General features: G+C 66.3%; 25 protein-coding genes. 6 read left to right on the top strand and 19 right to left on the bottom strand.

All coding sequences use genetic code 11. The features are described from left to right. Positions 1-20 precede the first annotated feature (20 nt). From B5J99_RS10545 to B5J99_RS10560, 4 genes are all read left to right on the top strand, one after another. Entirely contained in the window at positions 21-1331 is a 1311-nt protein-coding gene (locus B5J99_RS10545; protein ID WP_040716723.1) for a TolC family protein, read from the top strand. Between the two features lie 70 nt (positions 1332-1401). Next, complete coding sequence (locus tag B5J99_RS10550) at positions 1402-1743, top strand: DMT family transporter (protein WP_021691202.1); 342 nt, start codon at positions 1402-1404, stop codon at positions 1741-1743. A 1-nt stretch (position 1744) separates the two neighbouring features. Continuing rightward, positions 1745-2668, top strand: a complete 924-nt coding sequence (locus B5J99_RS10555; protein WP_021691201.1) for a LysR family transcriptional regulator — start codon at positions 1745-1747, stop codon at positions 2666-2668. A gap of 30 nt (positions 2669-2698) precedes the next feature. Further along, positions 2699-3007, top strand: a complete 309-nt coding sequence (locus B5J99_RS10560; protein ID WP_021691200.1) for an EexN family lipoprotein — start codon at positions 2699-2701, stop codon at positions 3005-3007. A 14-nt stretch (positions 3008-3021) separates the two neighbouring features. Here B5J99_RS10560 and B5J99_RS10565 read toward each other — a convergent pair whose 3' ends face one another. The 19 genes from B5J99_RS10565 to B5J99_RS10655 all read right to left on the bottom strand — a co-directional run bounded on the left by B5J99_RS10565 (position 3022) and on the right by B5J99_RS10655 (position 19814). Further along, complete coding sequence (locus tag B5J99_RS10565) at positions 3022-3246, bottom strand: DUF2274 domain-containing protein (RefSeq protein WP_021691199.1); 225 nt, start codon at positions 3244-3246, stop codon at positions 3022-3024. Continuing rightward, positions 3243-4469, bottom strand: coding sequence for a TraB/TrbI/VirB10 family type IV secretion system protein (locus tag B5J99_RS10570; protein ID WP_021691198.1), 1227 nt, complete (start codon positions 4467-4469; stop codon positions 3243-3245). Before B5J99_RS10570 ends, B5J99_RS10565 begins: the two co-directional genes overlap by 4 nt. Further along, positions 4466-5482 (bottom strand): P-type conjugative transfer protein TrbG, encoded by a 1017-nt coding sequence (gene trbG, locus B5J99_RS10575; RefSeq protein WP_021691197.1) that lies wholly within the window; start codon positions 5480-5482, stop codon positions 4466-4468. The genes B5J99_RS10570 and trbG overlap by 4 nt, the downstream gene beginning before the upstream one ends. Next, a complete protein-coding gene (trbF, locus tag B5J99_RS10580; protein ID WP_021691196.1) occupies positions 5479-6162 on the bottom strand; it encodes a conjugal transfer protein TrbF in 684 nt (227 codons plus the stop codon). The genes trbG and trbF overlap by 4 nt, the downstream gene beginning before the upstream one ends. A gap of 3 nt (positions 6163-6165) precedes the next feature. Then, positions 6166-7476, bottom strand: a complete 1311-nt coding sequence (gene trbL / locus B5J99_RS10585; protein ID WP_021691195.1) for a P-type conjugative transfer protein TrbL — start codon at positions 7474-7476, stop codon at positions 6166-6168. A 1-nt stretch (position 7477) separates the two neighbouring features. Further along, positions 7478-7780 carry a putative entry exclusion protein TrbK-alt gene (gene trbK-alt / locus B5J99_RS10590; RefSeq protein ID WP_021691194.1) on the bottom strand — a complete coding sequence of 101 codons (303 nt, stop codon included), beginning with the start codon at positions 7778-7780 and terminating at the stop codon, positions 7478-7480. A gap of 5 nt (positions 7781-7785) precedes the next feature. After that, positions 7786-8544 carry a P-type conjugative transfer protein TrbJ gene (trbJ, locus tag B5J99_RS10595; protein ID WP_021691193.1) on the bottom strand — a complete coding sequence of 253 codons (759 nt, stop codon included), beginning with the start codon at positions 8542-8544 and terminating at the stop codon, positions 7786-7788. Then, the gene (trbE, locus tag B5J99_RS10600) at positions 8541-11030 is read right to left on the bottom strand and encodes a conjugal transfer protein TrbE (RefSeq protein WP_040716717.1); all 2490 of its coding nucleotides are present in this window, start codon (positions 11028-11030) and stop codon (positions 8541-8543) included. The genes trbJ and trbE overlap by 4 nt, the downstream gene beginning before the upstream one ends. After that, positions 11027-11299, bottom strand: coding sequence for a VirB3 family type IV secretion system protein (locus B5J99_RS10605; RefSeq protein WP_021691191.1), 273 nt, complete (start codon positions 11297-11299; stop codon positions 11027-11029). The genes trbE and B5J99_RS10605 overlap by 4 nt, the downstream gene beginning before the upstream one ends. Next, positions 11299-11631: a TrbC/VirB2 family type IV secretion system protein gene (locus tag B5J99_RS10610; RefSeq protein WP_021691190.1), complete on the bottom strand. Its 333-nt coding sequence runs from the start codon at positions 11629-11631 to the stop codon at positions 11299-11301. The genes B5J99_RS10605 and B5J99_RS10610 overlap by 1 nt, the downstream gene beginning before the upstream one ends. Then, positions 11628-12614, bottom strand: a complete 987-nt coding sequence (trbB, locus tag B5J99_RS10615) for a P-type conjugative transfer ATPase TrbB (RefSeq protein WP_040716716.1) — start codon at positions 12612-12614, stop codon at positions 11628-11630. The genes B5J99_RS10610 and trbB overlap by 4 nt, the downstream gene beginning before the upstream one ends. A gap of 173 nt (positions 12615-12787) precedes the next feature. Further along, on the bottom strand, positions 12788-13216 hold the full coding sequence (locus B5J99_RS10620) for a ribbon-helix-helix domain-containing protein (RefSeq protein ID WP_021691188.1): 429 nt from the start codon (positions 13214-13216) through the stop codon (positions 12788-12790). A gap of 9 nt (positions 13217-13225) precedes the next feature. Continuing rightward, positions 13226-15199 carry a conjugal transfer protein TraG gene (locus B5J99_RS10625; RefSeq protein ID WP_021691187.1) on the bottom strand — a complete coding sequence of 658 codons (1974 nt, stop codon included), beginning with the start codon at positions 15197-15199 and terminating at the stop codon, positions 13226-13228. A 19-nt stretch (positions 15200-15218) separates the two neighbouring features. Next, entirely contained in the window at positions 15219-16976 is a 1758-nt protein-coding gene (locus B5J99_RS10630; protein WP_021691186.1) for a relaxase/mobilization nuclease domain-containing protein, read from the bottom strand. A gap of 238 nt (positions 16977-17214) precedes the next feature. Then, complete coding sequence (locus B5J99_RS10635; RefSeq protein WP_021691185.1) at positions 17215-17943, bottom strand: lytic transglycosylase domain-containing protein; 729 nt, start codon at positions 17941-17943, stop codon at positions 17215-17217. A gap of 187 nt (positions 17944-18130) precedes the next feature. Next, positions 18131-18466, bottom strand: coding sequence for a DUF736 domain-containing protein (locus tag B5J99_RS10640; RefSeq protein ID WP_021691184.1), 336 nt, complete (start codon positions 18464-18466; stop codon positions 18131-18133). Between the two features lie 36 nt (positions 18467-18502). Next, positions 18503-19048 (bottom strand): S26 family signal peptidase, encoded by a 546-nt coding sequence (locus tag B5J99_RS10645; RefSeq protein ID WP_021691183.1) that lies wholly within the window; start codon positions 19046-19048, stop codon positions 18503-18505. Next, entirely contained in the window at positions 19045-19551 is a 507-nt protein-coding gene (locus tag B5J99_RS10650) for a DUF2840 domain-containing protein (RefSeq protein ID WP_021691182.1), read from the bottom strand. Before B5J99_RS10650 ends, B5J99_RS10645 begins: the two co-directional genes overlap by 4 nt. Beyond that, positions 19548-19814: a helix-turn-helix transcriptional regulator gene (locus B5J99_RS10655; protein ID WP_021691181.1), complete on the bottom strand. Its 267-nt coding sequence runs from the start codon at positions 19812-19814 to the stop codon at positions 19548-19550. Before B5J99_RS10655 ends, B5J99_RS10650 begins: the two co-directional genes overlap by 4 nt. A gap of 215 nt (positions 19815-20029) precedes the next feature. Here B5J99_RS10655 and B5J99_RS10660 point away from each other — a divergent pair, with 215 nt between their 5' ends. Together B5J99_RS10660 and B5J99_RS10665 are read left to right on the top strand one after the other, a co-directional pair. After that, on the top strand, positions 20030-20401 hold the full coding sequence (locus B5J99_RS10660) for a TIR domain-containing protein (protein WP_021691180.1): 372 nt from the start codon (positions 20030-20032) through the stop codon (positions 20399-20401). A 12-nt stretch (positions 20402-20413) separates the two neighbouring features. Continuing rightward, positions 20414-21403, top strand: coding sequence for a caspase family protein (locus B5J99_RS10665; RefSeq protein ID WP_021691179.1), 990 nt, complete (start codon positions 20414-20416; stop codon positions 21401-21403). Position 21404 lies beyond the last annotated feature (1 nt).

Genomic DNA, 21404 nt, shown 5'->3' on the forward strand with positions numbered 1-21404 from the left:
GAACACCAGTTCCCCCGGTGATGCCGACCTGGACGGTGATTGCAGAAGGACAGAGTGCCCAGCCGGTCGTTCTGGACTGGTGGCGGGCATTTAATGACCCGGTGCTCGATACATTGGTCAGCGATGCGTTGGCGCGCAATGCCGATCTCGCCGCCGCTGCCGCAAACCTCAAAGCGGCTCAGGCACTGGTTGGCGAAGCGAAGGCCAGCGCTCTGCCAGGTGGATCGGTTGAAGCTGGCGTCTCCAGCAGGCGCGTTGCGGGATTAGCCCAGCCCCCATTTCCGGGGGCGCCTGATCGCTATCCGGACCAGAATCTGGCAAATGTCGGAGTCACGCTCGGGTGGGAAGTCGATCTGTTTGGACGCATCTCCGCGAACCTCGCAGCAGCACGCGCTCAGGAAGGTGAAGCTCTATGGCTGCGCCGGCAGACAGAGGCTGCGGTAGCGGCGTCGGTTGTCCGCGCTTATGTGGAGAATCGCTACGCTGCCGAGCAAGAGCTGCTGGTGCAGAAGCGCATCGCCGCGCTGGAGGCAATTTCACTGAGTGTCGATAAAGCGGAAGCGCTCGGTGCCGCTTCACGCATAGATCGCGAGGCGGCAACTAGTGCGCTTGCCCTGGCGCGAGGTCAGTTACCTGACCTTGTCGCTTCACGCCGCAATAGCGCACGACGTCTGTCGATCCTTGGCGGGCGCGTGCCTGACCCCAATCTGGCGCCAGGCAGTCTACCCATCGCTCCCAGCGTGCTTGATGCCGGCGATCCGGCAGCCATGCTGCGCCGACGACCCGATGTCGGCGCAGCCGAGCAGCGGCTTGCTGGCACTGTGGCACAAGCGCGTATTGCGGTCACAGATCTCTATCCACGTATTTCGCTAGCCGGAAATATCGCGCTTTCAGCTCGGCCTGACCGGCTCGGCGATGATGGCGCCGTAGGATTTGCGGTTGGGCCGAGCCTGATCTGGGGTTTGTTTGATATGCCCCGGCTACTACGCCGGGTGAAATCTGCTGATGCTAGATCGGAAGCCGCGCTTGCACAGTGGCAGGCCGTGGTTCTGGCCGCACTCGAAGAGTCCGATAGCGCCTTGGAGGCTTGGAACTCAAGTCGGTGGGCCGCCAATGAGGCAGAAATTGCCGCGCGCTCTGCCGAGCAAAGCGCTGAATTGGCGACAGTTCGGGAAAATGCGGGTCAGATTTCTGCTCGTGCACGGTTGGGCGCGCAAGTCGAAGCACTGGATGCAAAGTCGACCGCCTTGGCCCGGCGAGTTCAGAAAACGCAAGGCTGGATAGCCGCGCAGCTCGCGTTGGGAGCAGGCTGGCGCGACATCCGCCCTTAAGTTCAATAATCAAAATCCCGTGGTGCAATGAACCATCATTCAACGACGTCATTTAATAAGGGAACTAAAAATGCATCCTTTCTTTCCCTATGCTGCGTTGACGGCTGCTATTATATGCGAAGTGACCGGCTCGACTTTCATGGCAAAATCTGAGCAGTTTACTCGGCCAATTCCGACACTTTTGATGGCATTATTCTTTGGGATGTCATTTTACTGTTTGACGCAAGCGCTCCGCGTTATCCCTCTTGGCATAACATATGCAATTTGGGCTGGATGCGGCATCGTTCTCACTGCCATCGTGGGGGTTGTTGTGCTCCGCCAGGCTTTGGATGTGGCCGCGATCATTGGCATCGGCCTGATCGTTTCAGGCGTGGTCGTTATGCAGGTCTTCTCAACCTCGTCCGGGCATTAATTTGCCGTTCAATATCCGGCAACTTCGCTACGCTATCGCGGCAGCAGATCACGGTTCCTTCTATCGTGCGGCACGTGCCCTAGATGTCGAGCAATCGACTCTGAGCCGGGCTATCCTGAAGCTGGAACACTCTATCGGCATGTCTATTTTTGAGCGCTCGCGTTCAGGTGTCACAACAACGCTGGCTGGAAGCACCTTCATCCGCAGCGCTAAGCCGATGGTAGACACAGCCGATAAGTTGGTAAAAATGATGCGTGCAGCAGGTCAGGGCCGTGCTGGTGGCCTGATGATCGGACACAACAGTTCCGTTTCTGCCGGCAATTTGCGTGCAACGATATTGAATTGGATCGAAACTCACCCGGATGTTGATGTGGAGTGCGTTGAATCCGACAGAAGTCTACTTCTGGCCGGACTGAATACTGGAGAAATTGACATCGCAATCTTGATGGGCGTTGCGGGGCAGAACGGATTTCGCTGCGAACCGGTGTGGAGCGAGCGAATGCTCGTTGCATTACCCGAGTCGCATCCACTCGCGAACCAAGATGTCGTGCACTGGACTGATCTTCGGGAAGAGCGCTTCCTATTACCAATCACCGACCCTGGCCCAGCTATTCGCGATATGCTGCTTGGCCGTCTGGCGTTGTCCGGCAGTAAGCCCGATATTCGAGTATTGCGGTCGAGCCGAGAGACTGTGTTGAGCATGCTAGGCGTTAGCTCTGGCGTGAGCATCGTTTGCGAAGGTTCGACCGGCGCACTGTACCCTGATGTTGTGTATCGGCCAATACACGGGGAACAAGGGCCGGCACTAACTGGCTTTTCCGCCTATTGGTGCGAAGACAATATCAATCCGACTATTCACCGTTTCCTCGGATTCATCAAGAGTCGCTACGCGCTAACCTTTGATTTCTCGACAAAAATACAGTAATTTACACAGAATTTTCTGGAGATATCTACTATGTCTCACAGCAAGACAATCATTATCGTGTTAGTCAACTTGGCCATCGGTTTTGCGGGAGGCTTTGCCTTACGACCGCTGATTGCGCCGATCCCTCAAGCGAGGATTACCGCCACCGGGGCAGCGGTGGCCAAGGCATCGGACGACGCACGCGGCACACAGTATTTCGTCGCTCATATCGACGAGGCTCGACAGTTGGTGGCCGGATGTCGTGACGGCTCGGTCCGTGGCGGCGAATGCGCCACGGCCGAAGAAGCGATCATCAAGGTGGATGCTCAGGATCGCCGCCGACGCTTCCTGGGTAACTGATGGCAGCGAGGCGGTCAGCTCTTCGAGGTATCCCGTCGCCGCGAGAATCCTCGGTCGCTCGCCATGAACTTCGCCAGCATTGGCGAGACGAGCTTCTCAGGAACGATAGCATCCCCGCCGGTCTCGGCCGCAAGCGCGGCGGCGTAGGCCGTGAGATCGCGGTGAACAGCGGCAGGCAACTCCACCGTGAGCTTGACGGGGCGATCGTCGGCCAGCGGCCCGAGCTTCAACTTCGTCATCGCGTTACTCCGATGGGTTCGAGCACCAAGTCGCGGGTCAGCACCACGCGCAGCGGATGCCCCGGCCGGATGGTGAGCGTGGGCGGCACATTGAGCTGCCGACGCACGATCTGCTGGCCGGTCTGGTTGATGGTGTCCTGCGAGCCGCGTCGCAGTGCGCGGGTCAGGTCGTCCTCGCTGTCTGCGCCCAGCTCAGCACCGACCCCCAAAAGCGTCGAAACGGCCGCCGCCTTCAGGAGATTGCCCCAATGCTGGTTGACGCGGTCCTGTAGGCCCGCAAACCCTGCGCCATCGGTGCCGGGCTGGCGCTCGAGAACGATCGAACGTCCGTCCGGCAGGATGAGCCGGTCCCAGGCCAGCAGCACGCGTGTCTGACCCGCGGCGACCTCACTGTCATACTCGCCAATCAGCCGCGCGCCCTGCGGGATGAGGAGGATGCGCCCCGTAGGGCTGTCATAGACGTTGGCCGTTACCTGCGCGGTGATCTGGCCGGGAAGGTCGGAGCGGATGCCGGTGATGAGGGCAGCCGGTATCAAGCTGCCGGCCTGCACGATGTTGGGTGATGACGGCGTGGTCAGCCTCTCGACACTGACCGTGCGCTGGTTCGGCGCCTGCGCCATGAAGGTGCGCCTTCCCGCTTGATCGCTTTGCGCCGACGCATCGCCCGTCGCCGCAGGCGCTGGAGTCGGCGCTGCGAGAACCGGCGTAACCGGGGTGTCCGGTGATGCGGCGCTTCCGCTGCCGCCGAGGAAGACCGAGCTGGTGCGGGCCGCGTCGCGCTCCTGAGCGGCACGCTGCCGAGCCGCCTCCGCCGCCTGAGCGCGCGGATCGGGCGGACCTGGCTGCGCGCCGACCGGCGGCACGGTGACATCCTCGCCGCGCTGCTGTGCCGATACGATCGGTCGGCCGAGGTCGCCGGGCAGCGGCGGGCCGAGCCGGGGCGCTTGGGCATAGTCGCGGGGCCCCGACGTGATAGTCTCGGCCGTGGCGCGGCTATCGGTGTTGTAGAGTTCCTGCGCGGCCCGATCGCTCGGCGGTCGTAGCGCATAGATCAGCGAACCACCTATGCCGAGGCCGGCGGCGACGCCGACGACGGCGAGCGCTTTACGGGAAAGCCGCATGACGCGGGGCGGATCGCCGCGAAGCTGGAACGCCGCCGGATCAGGGCGGGCCGACTGTGCGGCGGGCCGATCCTCGACGGACGGATCGTGGCTGTCGGTCACGGCCGCCCCCTCCGTCCATCGTCCCGCACGATGCGGACACGCTGCTCGGTGCGCCGGTCGCCCAGGCGCAGCTCGGCGGCAGCGAACAGGCGATCGACCACCATGTAGCGGCTTTGCACGCGGTAATTGACCAGCTCGGCGTCGCCGGCCACGCCGGTCACGAAAAGCGGTGGCATCTCGCCCTGCGAGATCCCGGCGGGAAACTCGATGAAGACCTGCCTTCCGTCGTCGAACGCGCGGGCCGGACGCCACGGCGCTCTATCGCCGTCGATGCGATAGCGGAAGTTGAGCGCCGCCACGTCCACGCCGGTCGCTACCGGTGCAGCCGCAGCAGCAGCCGCGTTGCGGCCTTGCAAGGCGATGAGCTGGTCGTGCGGATAGGTCCAGGACACTGACGCCATGTAGGTCACGGGGGTGGCGCGCAGCTCCAGATGGTAGGTGCGCCGATCCGTATTGATAATGAGGTTGGTGGCGAGGTCGGGTCGGGTGGGCTTTACCAAGATATGCACGCGGGCAGCTGCTCCGCTGCCGCTCACCGTATCGCCGATGATCCACCGCACCGTGTCGCCCGCCGCGACCGGCCCCGGCCCGACAAGCTGCTCGCCTTGCTGCAAGGCGATGTCTGTCACCTGACCGGGCGCGGTATAGACCTGATAGAGCGCGCCTTCGGTCCACGGGTATTGCTGGATGGCGTTGAGGAAGCCGTCGCGCACCGGCTGGACGCGCGCGGCATCGTTGGCGTCGCCGACACGGCGGCGCGGATCGGCGGGCTCCGGCGGTCGCGCGCGCTCCGTCACCGGCTTCAATTGACCGGGGAGCGGCAACGGCTCGGGGATCGTGACGATCTCGACCGCGCGGGGCGGCTCGGCCGCGGGCGTCGCGGCGATCGCCGGGGGCGGATCGTCCAACGCGATCACGGGCGGCCTGGCCGACGTGGTGGCGCAGCCGGCGAGCGCGGATGCGGAGACGAAGAGCGCGGCCGTGGCCACGCGGCGGATGAGTATGCCGGTCATTGCGACAGCTCCTTCGACCAATTGAGGGCGTTGACGAAGACGCCGAGCGGATTCTTGCGCAGGGCGTCGGGGGTGCGCGGCGGCTGCACGACGATGGTGAGGATCGCCGACCAGCGTTCGGTGGCGGCAAGGCTGCCGTCCTGATAATGGCGCTCGATCCAGGCGACGCGGAAGCTGTCGGGTGAGGCGCGGATGACGCTCGACACTTCCACCGCGACCTGCCCCCGACCGACATTGGCGAACGGGTCGTTGGCCCTCGCGTAATCGTTGAGCGCGAGCGCGCCGCGATCGGTGGTGAAATCGTATGCTCGAAGCCAGTTCTGACGGACGATGACCGGATCGGCCGGTATCGCGCGGACCTGCTCGATGAAGCGGGCGAGATGGAACGCGACCTGCGGGTCGGTGGGACGGTAGCCGGCCTCGGCCGGCGCGACCGCTTGGGCCTCGCCGAGCCGATCGACCTGCACGACCCAGGGGACGATATGGCCGCGCGTCGATTGCCAGACCAGACCGCCGGCCAGAACGCCTGAGAGGGACAGCGTCCCGAAGAAGGCGAGCCGCCAGTTCTTCGCCTGCACGCGCGCCGAGCCCATGCGGTCGTCCCATGCCTGCGCCGCGCGCTGATAAGGGGTGGTCGGCGCGGGCGTCTGGCCGTAGCGGATGCTCGGTCGCTTGAACATGGGTCAATCCTTCTGGCTGGTGTCGACGGACGCGCCGCTGCCGCCGCCATCGCCGGAGCGCAGCGTGTGGGCAGCGATGGTCGCGCCGTGGGTCATGGTCTGGCGGTTCTTCATCGCGGACGCCCAGGCGGGCGCGCCGGCCGGTGCGTCCGGCGACGGCGTGGAGCTGCCGCCCGAAATGGTCCCGCCGGTCGCGGTGACGGCGGCACGTCCGCCGGAACGGTAGCTATCCTTGAGCGAGGCTGCCGCCTTGCGCAGCGGCGACATGGCTGCGCCGACGGCGGCTTGTCCGACGCCGCCTGCGCCGCCAGCGACTGCGGCCGCGCCGGACTTGCCAGCCGAACCAAGCGCATAGGCGCTGTTTGCGGCCCCGGACGTGAAGGCGGCGCCTCGCGCGGCGCCACCGGCCGCGCCCACCGCAGCGCCGACGCCGAGCCGGGCCGCAGCGGCGCCACCGGCCAGCGCACCGCCGGCCGCGAGCACGGTCCCCGCTGCGGCCCCTGCGCCAAGCGCCGGGCCGCCGGAGACAATGCCATTGGCGATCGACGGGCCGAAGATGCCAAGGCCGAGAAGGCACAGCGAGGCGAGCGCGACGGCCAGCGCGTCCTCGATGCTGGGCTGCGCGCCGCCGAAGCCGGCGCGGAACTCGTCGAACAGGGTCGAACCGATGCCGACGATGACGGCGAGCACCAGCACCTTAATGCCTGACGAGATCACCAGCCCCAGCACGCGCTCGGCCATGAACGCGGTCTTGCCAAACAGGCCGAACGGGATGAGCACGAATCCGGCGAGCGTCGCCAGCTTGAACTCGATCAGCGTCACGAAAAGCTGGATCGCCAGAATGAAGAAGGCGAGGATGACCAGCAGCCAGGCGATCAGCAGCACCGCGATCTGGATGAAGTTCTCGAAGAACGCGACCCAGCCCATAAGGTCGGAGATGGATTCGAGAATAGGCTGGCCCGCTTCCAAGCCAACCTGCGCGACGCGGCCCGGCTGGAGCAGTTCGGCCGCCGTAAAGCCGGTGCCCGACGCTTTGAGGCCGAGCCCGGCGAAACTCTCGAAGACGATGCGTGCCAGGCTGTTCCAGTTGCCGATGATGTAGGCGAAGACGCCGACGAACAGCGTCTTCTTGACAAGGCGCGCAATGATGTCGTCGCCCTCTCCCCACGTCCAGAACAGGGCGGCCAGGGTCACGTCGATGACGATCAGGGTGGTGGCGATGAACGCCACTTCGCCGCCGAGCAGGCCGAACCCACTGTCGATGTAGCGGGTGAAGACATCCAGAAAGCGATCGACGACGCCGGTGCCGCCCATGTCAGTTCTCCTGTGGGGTCGCGCCATCGGCGATGCGGGCAGCGGGAAGCGCACCGGGCGCGAGGAACCGGCGACGGTTCTCGGCCCAGGCACGCAGGCAATCCGGGTCACTCGCCCCGGCCGCGCCGATCGACTGGCAGCGGCGCAGCTCGATCAGCAGCGGGTCCGTCGCCGATGTCTCGGCGACGGCCGCCGGCCCCGCGCGCGGTGGCTCTGGCGCACGGCTCATCTCGATCGCCGTCATGGTGATGGCGATGGCGACGAAGATGACCGCGCCGATGCGCGCGAGGAGCTTGCTGTCCACGGGCGTTAGTCGTGGAACATGCGGGCGTTGCCCGGCTGATAGCCGGTGGACCGCGTCAGGAAGCGGCGCAGACGTTCGCGGCTCTCGGCTTCAACGGCCGCGTTGCGCGCCGAATCCAGCGCCTGCGCCCGGCCCTGCGCGGCGAGCAGCGCCGTCAGGTCCGCGAGCTGCTGCGATTGCAGCGCGAGAAGCTGGTTGCCCGCCTGCGCGGCTTGGAGCGCGCCGGTCGCCGACTGACTAGACGTGACCACGCCGTCCATCGTCGTCCGCGCGCCGTCGATATTGCCGACGACGCCAGCCTGCACACGCAGCGCATCCTCGAACGCGCCGACGCTATCCTCCCAGCGCGCATTGGCGTTAGCGACCATCTGCGCGTGGGTGCCGGTGAGCGCCGCGCCCTTGTAGCGGCCGTTGAAGACCTGTTGGACGTTCTGCACGTCGTAGGCGATGCGCTGGGCTTCGCCGAGAAGCTGCTGGGTGCGCTGCACCTGCTGCTGCAACTGCTGGAGCGAGTTGAACGGCAGCGACGCCAGATTGCGCGCCTCGTTGATGAGGCTGGTCGCCTGCTGCTGGATTTGCTGGATCTGGTTGTTGATCTGCTGGAGCGACCGCGCGGCCGTCAGCACGTTCTGCGCGTAATTGGTCGGGTCATAGACGATCCCGCCGAACTGAGCGTGCGCCGGCGTGGCGGCGGTGATGCCGATCATGCTCGACGTGGCGATGGCGCCGGCCAGCATGGCGCGGCGCAGGATATTGGGCTTCATGGGGTCATGTCCTTCAAGGCAAGGGGAAGCTGGCCGGCATCTTCCCGGCGACCGGCCAGCGGATCAGGTTGGGGGTCGGGAAGGAGATCGACCGCCCAGGCCAAGCCGCGATGGCGCAACCACTCGGCGGCGAAGTGCTCGCGACCGTGTGTCTCGACGAGTTCGGTGATGCGGAGCTGATCGGTCTTGGAAGAAGCGGCGGCGAAGGCCAGCGCGACCTCGCCAAGCCCCAGCTCAAACAGCCGGTTGCCGCGCCGCGACTGGCAGTAATAGTCGCGCTTGGGCGTCGCCCGGCTGAGGATTTCGATCTGTCGGGCGTTGAGCCCGAACCGCTCGTAGATGGCAGCGATCTGCGGCTCGGCCGCGCGCTCGTTCGGCAGGAAGATGCGCGTCGGGCAGCTTTCGATGATGGCCGGCGCGATGTTCGAGGTTTCAATATCGGCGAGGCTCTGCGTGGCGAACACAACGCTGGCGTTCTTCTTGCGCAGCGTTTTCAGCCATTCGCGGAGTTGCGCGGCGAACTGCGGGCTGTCGAGAACTAGCCAACCCTCGTCGATGATGATGAGCGTCGGCGAGCCGTTCAGCCGGCCTTCGATCCGGTGGAACAGATAGGACAGGACAGCGGCGGCCGATCCGGCGCCAACCAAGCCCTCGGTCTCGAACACCTGGACAGACGCCTCGCCGAGACGCTCGACCTCTGCGTCGAGCAGCCGACCCCACGGCCCGCCGAGGCAATAGGAAGCGAGCGCCTGCTTGAGCTGCTGGCTCTGGAGCAGCACGGCCAGCCCGGTCAGCGTGCGTTCCGGCGCGGGCGCACTGGCAAGCGACCCGAGCGCCGACCACAAATGCTCTTTCGCCTGCGGATCGACCGCGACGCCTTCGGAGACGAGGATCGCCGCGAGCCATTCCGCCGCCCACGCACGCTCGGACGGATCGTCGATCCGGGCGAGAGGCTGGAGCTGCACGCCGTCACCCGCCTCGTCGGCGAGCATCCCGCCCAAGTCCTGCCAATCGCCGCCCATGCCGATCGCGGCGGCGCGGATGCTGCCGCCGAAGTCGAAGGCGAAGACCTGGCCGTTCTCGTAGCGGCGGAACTGCATCGCCATCAGCGCGAGCAGCACCGACTTGCCGGCGCCGGTCGGGCCGACGATCAGCGTGTGGCCGACGTCGCCGACGTGAAGGGAAAACCGGAACGGAGTCGAGCCTTCGGTCTTGCCATAGAGCAAGGGGGGCGCACCGAAATGCTCGTCCCGTTCCGGCCCCGCCCATACTGCTGACAGGGGGATCAGGTGGGCGAGATTGATGGTGGAGATCGGGGGCTGGCGGACATTGGCGTAGATGTGGCCGGGCAGGCTTCCCAGCCACGCCTCGATCGCGTTCATGCCCTCGGGAATGACGGTGAAGTCGCGGCCCTGGATGACCTTCTCGACCAGCCGCAGCTTCTCGGCGGCGATGGCGGGATCGCGGTCCCACACCGTCACCGTGGCGGTGACGTAGGCCATGCCGGCATAATCGGCACCCAGTTCCTGCAGGGCGGTGTCGGCGTCGGCGGCCTTGTTCGAGGCGTCGCTGTCCATCAGGACCGACGCCTCGTTGGTCATCACCTCCTTCAAGATCGCCACGACGCTCTTGCGCTTGGCGAACCACTGGCGGCGGATGCGGCTCAGCAGCTTGGTCGCGTCGGTCTTGTCGAGCATGATCGCCCGCGTCGCCCAGCGATACTCGAAGGCGAGCCGGTTCAGCTCGTCGAGCAAGCCGGGGAACGTCACGCTCGGAAAGCCGACGATGGTGAGCGTGCGGAGGTGATGGTCGCCCAGGCGCGGTTCCAGCCCGCCGGTCAGCGGCTCGTCCGCCAAGAGGGCGTCGAGGTGCATCGGCGTTTCCGGCACGCGCACGCGCTGGCGGCGGGTCGAGACCGTGCTGTGCAGGTAGGTCAGCGTCTCGGCGTCATTGAGCCAGCGGACCTCGGGCACGAATCCCTCGACCAGATTGAGGACGCGGTCGCTGCGATCGGTAAAGCCCTTGAGCAGTTCCCACGGATCGACGCCGGTCGTGGCCCGGCCCTCGTAAAGCCAGCCTTCGGCGCGCGCCGCTTCCTCTGCGGGCGGCATCCACAGCAGCGTCAGGAAATAGCGGCTCTCGAAGTGTGCGCCTTCCTCGCGGAATTGTTCGCGGCGCTCGAACTCGACCAGCGACGACACAGGATCGGGAAAGTGGCCTTCCGGATAGTCGAGCGCAGGCGTGCGCTGCGCCTCAACGAAGATCGCCCAGCCTGAGCCAAGCCGACGCAGCGAATTGTTCAATCGCGCAGTCGTGGCGACCAGCTCGGCCGGCGTCGCGCTGTCGAGATCGGGGCCGCGAAACCTCGCAGTGCGCTGGAACGAGCCGTCCTTGTTCAACACGACCCCTTCGCCGACCAGCGCGGCCCAGGGCAGGAAGTCTGGCAGGTTTGCAGCTTTGCTACGATATTCGCGCAAGCTCATCATGGCCGCATCCAAACAGGCAAGCGGAGGTGGCGGCGGGCCACGTCCACGAATTGCGGGTCGCGGCGGGCGGCCCAGACGGACAGCCCGTGGCCGATGGCCCAGATGACCAGGCCTGCGATCCACAGCCGCAGGCCGAGGCCGATCGCGCCCGCCAGCGTTCCGTTGACGATGGCGAGCGCCCGCGGGGCACCGCCGAGCAGTATCGGCTCGGTCAGCGCCCGGTGAACGGGAGCATGGAAACCCGCGATCGGTTCGGCCACGTCGAGCATCAGACCAGCGCCCCGCCGCCGAAGCTGAAGAAGCTCAGGAAGAAGGAGCTGGCTGCGAACGCGATCGACAGGCCGAACACGATCTGGATCAGCCGGCGGAACCCGCCGCTGGTGTCGCCGAACGCCAAAGTCAGGCCGGTCACGATGATGATGATGACCGCCACGATCTTCGCCACCGGCCCCTCGATGCTTTCGAGGATCGACTGGAGCGGCGCTTCCCAGGGCATCGACGATCCACCGGCACGGGCCGGAACGGCGAAGGTCAGCGCGACCACGCCGGCGGTGGTGGTAAGCATGGCGCGGCGTGCGCCATGCCGAATGGCATGGATCATGGCAGGTCTCCCGATTGGGTGGTGGAAAGGGATGCGAGGCGGTAATCGCCGGTCGTGGGATCGAGCCCTTCAACGCGGGCCAGCTCGGTCAGCCGACGCCCGTGCGCGTCGCGCACCAGCACGGCGATCAGGTCGATCGTCTCGGCGATCAGCGCGCGCGGGACCGTGACGACGGCCTCCTGGATGAGCTGCTCCATGCGGCGCAGCGCGCCTAGCCCGGTGCCGGCGTGGATCGTGCCGACCCCGCCGGGATGGCCGGTGCCCCACGCCTTGATGAGGTCGAGCGCCTCGGCACCGCGCACCTCGCCGATCGGGATGCGGTCGGGACGCAGGCGCAGTGATGAGCGGACCAGCTCGGCGAGAGACACCACGCCATCCTTGGTGCGCATGGCGACGAGGTTGGGCGCGGCGCATTGCAGTTCGCGCGTGTCTTCGATCAGGACGATGCGATCGGCGGTCTTTGCCACCTCGGCGAGCAGCGCGTTGACCAGCGTTGTCTTGCCCGCGCCGGTCCCACCAGCGACGAGAATATTGGCGCGGGTCTCGACGCCGTGGCGCAACGCCTCGGCCTCAACTGCCGACATGATCCCGGCGCGTGCGTAATCGTCGAGCGTGAATACGGCGACGGCGGGCTTGCGTATAGCGAAGGCCGGCGCCGCGACGACGGGTGGCAGCAATCCCTCGAACCGTTCGCCCCCCTCGGGCAGTTCGGCCGAGACGCGGGGGCTGCGAGCATGACCCTCGACACCGACATGGTGCGCGACCAGCCGGACGATGCGTTCGCCGTCTGCGGCGGACAGCATCTCGCCGGTATCGCTAATCCCCTCGCCGAGCCGATCGAGCCAAAGTCGGCCGTCCGGGTTCAGCATCACCTCGATGACGGCGGGGTCGTCGAGCCAGGCTGTGATCGACGGTCCCAGCGCCGTGCGCAGCATCCGCGCGCCGCGTGATTTCGCCTCGGATCGGATTGGCTGGACGGTCAACGACTGGCCCCTCGATTGGGCCGGGCGAACCGCCGCCCGGCGTCAGGGGCACATCAAGAGACGCAGCAATGCTCGCGTCGCAACAGCTAGTTATCGGCGTAGTAGAGGGGGCGGTAGATACGGTGCCGGAGGCGAAGTCTCTTGCAGACTACATCAAGGTCGGCGCGCTTCTGCTACTCCGACTCGGGCGATGTTGACCGCGGCCAGACATCCTCCGGTATTTCGTCCATGAGGGTCTTGCCGCTGGCGAAGCGCCGACCAAGCGTCTCGATAAAACCCTCGTAGCGTTTACGACCTTTGACCTGCGCCGCTGCCTGATCTTCGTCGGGCAGCGGCGGGGTCACGGACAGCCAGAAACGGACGAACAGGCTCAGTGCCTCGGTGCTCAGTCCGGTATTGCGCTCCAGCCGCTGCACCTGCCGCGACAGGCGATCGAGCCGGCGCGCGAACGCCGCCTCCATCCGGTCGGTGCCGTCCGGCGACAGGTAGGACGCCACCGCCGCCTCCACGATCGCCGAGCGTGATATGCGTCGCCGGATCGCCAGCTCGTCAACCTGTTTGGCGAGCGCGGGCGGGAAATAGACGTTGAGCCGGGTCCGCATGATCGCCTCCTACAGCTCGATGCCGTCGCCGGGGTCGAGCGACGCTTGCCGCGCAAGTCCCTGCATCCGGCGCCGCACGGCCGCCTGCCGCGCCGCGTCGTCCCGTTCGTCATCGACGATGGCGAACTCCTGGGCTGGCGGTGCTGCCGTTTCGGGCGCGATGGCGACATGCTCGGGCAGTTCGGGCTCCCGGCGCAGACCGGCATTGGCCGCGTCTTCCGCATCGCGGACAATCCGCGCGACCTGCTTTGGATCGGCGGCCGCCTGCCGCCCGGTCCAATCGTCGGGACGGATCGTGGCAGCCACGGACGCCGGCGCCGCCATGATCCGCTCGGACAGCCGCCGGTCCTGATAGTAGCGCGCCTTCTTCGCGCGGATCGGGTGGACGCCCGCCACCATCACGATCTCGTCGTCGGGCGGGAGCTGCATCACCTCACCCGGCGTGAGGAGCTGGCGGGCGGTCTCCGACCGCGACACCATCAAGTGCCCCAGCCACGGCGACAGCCGGTGCCCGGCATAGTTCTTCATCGCCCGCATCTCGGTCGCGGTGCCGAGGGCGTCCGACACACGCTTGGCGGTCCGCTCGTCGTTCGTGGCGAAGCTCACGCGGACATGGCAGTTGTCGAGGATCGCGTTGTTCGGGCCGTAAGCCTTTTCGATCTGGTTGAGAGACTGCGCGATGAGGAACGCCTTGAGTCCATAGCCGGCCATGAACGCCAGGGCGGATTCGAAGAAGTCGAGCCGGCCGAGCGCGGGAAACTCGTCGAGCATCAGCAACACCCGATGCCGGTTGCCCTTCGGGGTCAGCTCCTCGGTCAGCCGGCGCCCGATCTGGTTGAGGATGAGGCGGATCAGCGGCTTGGTGCGGGATATGTCGCTGGGCGGCACGACCAGATAGAGCGTTGCCGGCCGATCGCCCTCGACCAGATCCGATATGCGCCATTGGCAAGCGCGCGTGACCTGCGCGACGACGGGATCGCGATACAGGCCAAGGAACGACATCGCCGTGCTGAGCACGCCCGATCGCTCGTTGTCGGACTTGTTCAGCAGCTCGCGCGCGGCGGAAGCAACGACAGGATGCACGCCGGCTTTGCCCAGGTGCGGCGTCGCCATCATCGCGGCCAGAGTCTGCTCGATCGTGCGACCGGGATCGGACAGGAACCCGGCGACGCCCGCCAAGGTCTTGTCCGGCTCGGCATAGAGGACATGGAGGATCGCGCCGACCAGCAGCGAGTGCGAGGTCTTCTCCCAGTGGTTCCGACGCTCGAGGCTGCCTTCGGGATCGACCAGCACGTCGGCGACATTCTGCACGTCGCGCACCTCCCACTGGCCGCGCCGCACCTCCAGCAGCGGGTTGTAGGCAGCGGACGCCGCGTTGGTCGGATCGAACAGCAGCACCCGGCCGTGGCGCGATCGAAAGCCGGCGGTCAGCGTCCAGTTCTCCCCCTTAATGTCATGCACGATCGCCGAGGCCGGCCAGGTCAGCAGTGACGGCACGACAAGGCCGACGCCCTTGCCGCTGCGCGTGGGCGCGAAGCACAGCACATGCTCGGGACCGTCGTGGCGCAGATAATCGGCGGCGAGCTTGCCAAGCACCACGCCGTTCGGCCCTAGCAACCCGGCTGCGCGCACCTCCCGCTCGGTCGCCCAGCGAGCCGAGCCATAGGTCTCGGCGTTCTTTAATTCGCGCGCCCGCCACACCGACATGCCGATCGCGACCGCGATCGACACGAAGCCGCCCGACGCGGCGATGAAGGCGCCGGTCTGGAAGATCGCGGGCGCATAGGCGTCGAACGAGAACCACCACCAGAAGAAGGCCGGGGGCGGATAGACGCGCCAGCCGAACGCAGCGAACCAGGGCGGCCCCAGCTCGGGCTGATAGGCGAGCGCGGCGGCCGTCCACTGCGTCGCACCCCACACCCCGGCGAGCACGATCAGGAAGACGGCGAAGACCTGGCCCCAAAGAATCTTGGTGGCGGACATTGAGGACTCCTTTTCGGGGTTACAGACCGAGGCCGCGTTTGCGGCCCAGCGCGAGGTCGAGGCCGCCGCCATCGCGGATCACGCCCGCGACTTGTCGGCCAAGCTGCTGTTCGAGGGCGCTGGCCCAGGGCACGAGGCGGAAGCCGAGACCGTCGTCGATCATGGCGAAGCGGCCGGAGGCGAGCACGAGACGCTGCCGCACGACACCGGCGATCTTCTCGCCGGCCTGCGTCGGCCGATAGGCCAGCCCGGTTTCGCTGGCGATCTTCGCGCCAACGGCGTCCAGCTCGCGGCGGCGCAGCGTGTCGATCAGTCCGCGCTCGAACACGGTCCGCTCGCCGTAGCGGCGCGCCAGTCCTTCGCGGACAAGATGATCGGTGCGCGCGTCCATCGCGCGGCGCGCCTCGGCGCCGAACCCTCTGTCCGCGACGCTCGCGCCGCGCTCGATCAGCCGATGGTCGAGCCACGTCGCGCCGGGCGCCTTGATCTGCGCGGTGAGGTCGAGGTCCGACCGCGTGGCAAGGATCAGGGTCGGTTTCGGCTCACCGGGCTTGCCGATTGCGCGCAGCTCGACGATACCGCCGATCGCCGGGCTATGCTCTAGCGCCTCGATGCCGGGGAGCCGAACATGATGCGTGCGGCCGTCTGTGCCGTCGATCACCGCATAGGCCGTGCCGGTCAGCTCGTCGTGCAACCCCTTGTCGATCAACCGGCCGGCGATCGGCTTGTCGGGCGCGCCGCTGAGGACCGCGTAGCTGTCGAGCGACCGGTCCTGCCCGCGGTCCTTGAGCGCCGCGCCGATCGTGCGGATGATGTCGCCGCGCGCGCCCAACTCGCGGAGCTTCGCCTGCGCGCCCTCGGCGACGGCCCATTGGCCGGGCTCGCCCTCGGCAGTGAGGCCCATCGTTTCCAGATGCTGCAACCTGCCGACCATCAACCGGCGGAGGCGCGGATCGTCCGGGCCGGGCCGCTCGGCGCGCAGGTCGATCACGCCCAGCTCGTCGGCAGAACGCTGGATCTCGGCATCGAGCCGGGTCCAGCGTTCTGCCGTCACCTCGCGGTCGAGCGCGCGCTGCACCTCATGTTCGGGTTTCGGCCCCAGCTCGGCGAAAGCCAAGTCTTGCGCGCGCGACCGGAGATTGTGGCTGATGTAGTCGCGGGAGATGACGAGATCGGCACCCTGGTCGGTCTGCCCGCGCACAAGCAGATGGACGTGCGGATTGTCGGTGTTCCAATGATCGACCGCGACCCAATCGAGCCGCGTGCCCAGGTCCGTCTCCATTTGGCGCATGAGGTCGCGCGTGTATTCGCGCAGGTCCGTCAGCTCGGCCGCATCCTCTGGCGATACAATGATGCGGAAGTGATGACGATCGTCCTTGCAACGGTCAGTGAAGGCGCGATCGTCTGCGTTGTCGCCGGCCGCGTCGAACATCCGGGTCGGCGAGCCATCGCGGGTCACGCCCTCGCGCTTTAGATAGGCGACGTGCGCGGACAGCGGCGCCATGCGCCGCCCGCCTCGACTGCGCGTGGTGACGGGCAGCATCTTGACCATCACTCGCCGGCCCGAGCCGAACAGGCGACTGCGCGCGAACGCCGTGCGGCCCCGGCCGAAACTCGACTGGCCGCCACGGCGCGGCCCGCCCCCGGTGCGCCTGCCGCTGCTGTGGATCGCCGCGACGCGCAGCACCTCAGCCACCAGACCGCGCGCATTGCGCCCCTGCGCCTTGCTACGCTTGGCCTTGCCCGGCCGGACGCAGAACTCGCTGTCCTCGCTCACGGCCGGGGCGCTTTCCGCCGAAAACGGCCCTTGGTGCCGTTCGGCGCATTGATATTGCTGCCTTTTTCCTTCCGCGCGGCACGCGTGCCGACCGACGCCCCCGCGTGAAGCCACGGAAAAGCCTTGGCTTTTCGACGACACGGGGTGCGGCTTATATCTTGCCCTCGTCTGTCCCTGCCGTTTTCCTCCTCCCCAGCCCCCTTACTGCTTCGGACGGATGAGGGGGGCGACAGGCCGATCATTGCGGTCGGCCCGCGCGGGCGCGGGACACGAACAGCGTTTCGCGCGGCTCATTGGCGGACGGATCGGCAGCGCGAACGCCGCCAGATGTCGGCCGGTCGGTTGGCAGCTCGGACGCGGCTTCTTCTCCGTCCGACTGCCCGACGACAGCTTCCGAAGCGGCGCTAGCGGTGCGGACGAACAGCGCTGCACGACGCCATGCGAACGGATCAGGCGTAGCAGTGGTCGCCGCCTCCACCGCGCTCGATGCGCCCGTGATCGGCGCGAGCTGGGCCAGATAGCCGACCGTCTCGGGCGGCAGCGGACGGCCGCGCGACACGAAGTCGTCGTAGCGGCCCGGTCCCGCATTATAGGCCGCCAGCATAGCGCTGGCGTTGCCGTAGCGGTCGTGCATCTCGCGCAGATAGGCCGCGCCCGCCATGATGTTATCGCGCACGTCGAACGGATCGGAGCCGAGGCCGTAGCGGGTGCGAAGCCCCGCCCAGGTCGCGGGCATGATCTGCATCAAGCCCATCGCCCCGGCGCGCGATACGGCGCGGGCATTGCCGCCGCTCTCGACGCGCATCACCGCCCATATCCACGCTTCCGGGATGCCGAACCGCCGCGCGGCCCCGGCGACATGACCGGCATAGGGATGGACGGCCGCCGATCGCGCCGCCGGCACTTCCTGCGCCACCGCCGGGACAGACGCGACGCCGCCGGACAGCAGCATGACGGCAGGCGCCACTGCCGATCCCACTCCACTCCGCCGCCAGCCTGCCAGCGTGCTCGCTACGCTCAAGGGTGCGCGCGGAGCGCCGGCCTTTGGCCGCCCTTGACCTTCGCTGCGCGCGCCGGCCGGCCTGCGACCGAGCGGGACGGAGGGATGAGACGGTTTTCCCGCGAACAAAGGGATTATGGGGAAGCGCACCGGATCAATCCTGCTCGCGCGACTTCGGCTGACGGTTCCAGCGCAGCGACCAAGCCGACTTGTCGGCGGTGCTCTGGAACAGCGCGGCGCGAAGCGGCTGCGCGAAGGCGGGGTCGTCGATGCGCAGCGAGACGTAATCCCCGGCGCGTTCGCCGGTCTCATTCCAGCCGGCGCCGATCTCCGGGCCTTCGCCGTCATCGCCGCGATGGACGCGCCAGTCCGGCGCCTTGTCGGCGTCGCTCTGCTCGGCCGGAACGATCGAGATACGGATGTCGAGCGTCGCCGTCTCGATGATGCCTTCGTAGCCTTTGGCGGTGCGGAAGAAGCTGCCGATCTGCATGGGAATCTCCTTTGGGTTGGCGGGCGGGAAAGCGGGTCAGCGCCAGGTGAGCGGCGCGTCGGGCGTGTTGCGGGTGAGGATCGGCGTGGCGCGGCCGAGCACCGTCGAGGCCGGCAGCGGCCCGAAATAGCGGCCGTCCATGCTGTCGGCGTGGTCGGGGTTGAGCATCAGCAGCTCACCGGCGCGCAGCGTGCGGCAGCCTTGCCAGACCGGCAGCGTGCGGCCCCGGCCGTCACGCTGCTGGGCGACGACGACGGGCCGCCCATCGACGCTTACCACCGCGTCGATGCGGCACACGATCTGTCCCGGCCGCGCCGCGACATGCTTCAACAGCGGCACACGCTCGCCGAGATAGCCGCGCTCCGCCAGCCATCGCGCCAGCGCTGGTGGCGGCTTCACGGCGACCAATGCACCGTGCGGCGGATCGGGCAGCGGCTCGATCCGGTATAGTCCGATCGGCGCGCTGGCGCTGGCGTTCCAGACGACGCGCGGGAACGGGTCGAACACCGCCACGGCGAGGAACGACGCGGCGAACAGCGACGCGGCGGATGCTGTCGCAATGGCCCATCCACGGCGCGTCATCCTTCGATCTCCCGGCGCTTAAGCCAGGCGCGATGACGCTCAATCGTGTAGGGGCGCGGCTGCTGTCCGGCCGCGATCCGGTTGGCGACATGCCGCCAGTGATCGGGCGCGGCGTCGCATGGATCGACGCCGGCCGCCTCGGTAGCGTCGATCGCGGCGAGCACTTGGCTGACCTTGGGCCAGCCTTCGATCTTGAGCAGGATGTCGCCGCCCGGCCGCACGAACGGGAGCGTCGTGAACGGCTCGTTCGCGCCGACCGCGCGCACGATGTCAATGCGCGAGCTGACCGTGCCGTAGTCGTTCGCCGCCCATCGGACGAACGCGAAGATCGCGCCGGGACGGAACTGGACGATGCGGCGGCGGCGATCAACGATTTCGTCCACCGCGACGCGGCCGAACCTGATCCAGTGCTCGATCCGCTTCTCGATCCAGGTCAGTTCAACGCGGGTCATGCCGTCATCGGACGGCTGGCGGTGGCGCATGGGCGACGGTGGGACGGTCATCGCCGGCTCCGAGCGATGGCCGAATCCGCACGCGGCATGAGGTCGTCCTGCCCCGGATCGGAGGTCGAGTGCTTGATGCCGATGTCGGCCCAGGCGCGCAGGTCATCGACCGAATAGACCACCCGCCCGCCGATCCGGCGGTAGGCAGGGCCGGTCCCGAAATAGCGGTGCTTTTCGAGGGTCCGGCCGGAGAGGCCGAGAAACCGCGCGGCTTCCGGCGTGCGCAGGAAGCGGGGCGGCAGATTGGGAGGCGTATCGGACAAGTGACTGCTCCTGCGGGCGGTGGCGGCAGGAGGCGTAATTGTCAGAACTGAGGCGGCCGGGTGGGGTATGAAGATGTGCGGCTGCACGGACGCGACCACCCCGCGAGGGCGATCGGCCTCAGCCGGAAGCGGAATGAACTATGTCTTCCTTGCGTCCCAGCCGCTATATGCAATCACAGGTTTACTGGCTTATCCAGAATCACTTGGGGGCAGAGATGGCTGACAAGAAAGTGGTGTTCATCGCGTTCGCAATCGAAGACGAACGCCAGCGGGATTTCTTGAAGGGGCAGTCGCTTCATCCCCGCGCTCCGTATGAGTTCATCGACATGTCGGTGAAGCAGGCTTACGACAATGATTGGAAGACGAAGGTGCGCACTCGCATCCGTCGTTCAGACGGTGTGATCGTCCTCGTAAGCAAAAACTCGCTGACTTCGAGCGGCCAAAAATGGGAGATTCAGTGCGCTCAGGAAGAGGGTAAGCCTATTCGAGGCATCTACGCCTACTCCAATGACCGGACCAGTCTGGCGGGCGTGACCACGTACGTCTGGAGCGACACGAATATCAGCGGCTTCATCGACTCGCTTTGATGAGGTGCATTTGTGCGTAAGGCTCTCATTGTCGGTATCGACCACTACGACCACATTGGCGGCCTGAGTGGTTGCGTAAATGACGCTCACTCGGTGAAAAGCGTGCTCGAACGGCATGCCGACGGCACTGTCAATTTCGCCACGCCGATGTTGCTGACTGGAACCAGCGCGACGGATCGAGTCGAAAAGGGGCGGCTCAAGGACGCGGTTAGAGAACTATTTGCTGACGATTCGGAAATCGCGCTCTTCTATTTTGCCGGTCATGGCTACATTGAAGATACTGGCGGTTTTCTGTGTGGCACGGAATGCAAGTCTGGCGACGATGGTCTCTCGCTCTCCGAGTTGATGACTCTCGCAGGGAAGTCTCCCGCAAAGAACAAGATCGTCATTCTCGATAGTTGCCACAGTGGCGTTGCAGGCACGCGGCCGGAGCAGATGATTGCCGAAGTGAAGGAAGGCATGACCATTCTGACGGCTTCAACCGCAGAGCAATATGCGATGGAAGTTCCCGGAGGTGGGGCCGGTGTCTTCACGAGCCTATTCGTCGATGCACTCGGCGGTGCGGCTGCAAATCTACTTGGCGACGTAACGCCCGGCAGCGTCTATGCGCATATCGATCAATCTCTTGGCCCTTGGGCACAACGCCCTATGTTCAAGACCAATGTGAAGACCTTCGTGTCATTGCGTAAGGCTGCAGCACCGATCCCGCTTGCGGATTTGCAAGTGCTGGCGACATATTTCCCCCGCCCGGACTATGATTTTCCCCTAGATCCCAGCTACGAGCCGGAACGCACGGAGGAACAGAAGGCTGACCCAAATCTACCGCCACCAGACCCCCAAAAGAACGCGGTCTTTGCGGTGTTACAGCGCTATGTGAAGGTAAATTTGGTTCGTCCGGTCGGGGAAGCCCACATGTGGCACGCAGCGATGAACAGCAAGTCCTGCGAGTTGACGGTTCTCGGACAGCATTATCGGCAGCTTGTCGCTGACGGGCTCATCTAAC

This window comes from Blastomonas fulva (genome assembly GCF_003431825.1).
Classification (GTDB): Bacteria; Pseudomonadota; Alphaproteobacteria; order Sphingomonadales; family Sphingomonadaceae; genus Blastomonas; species Blastomonas fulva.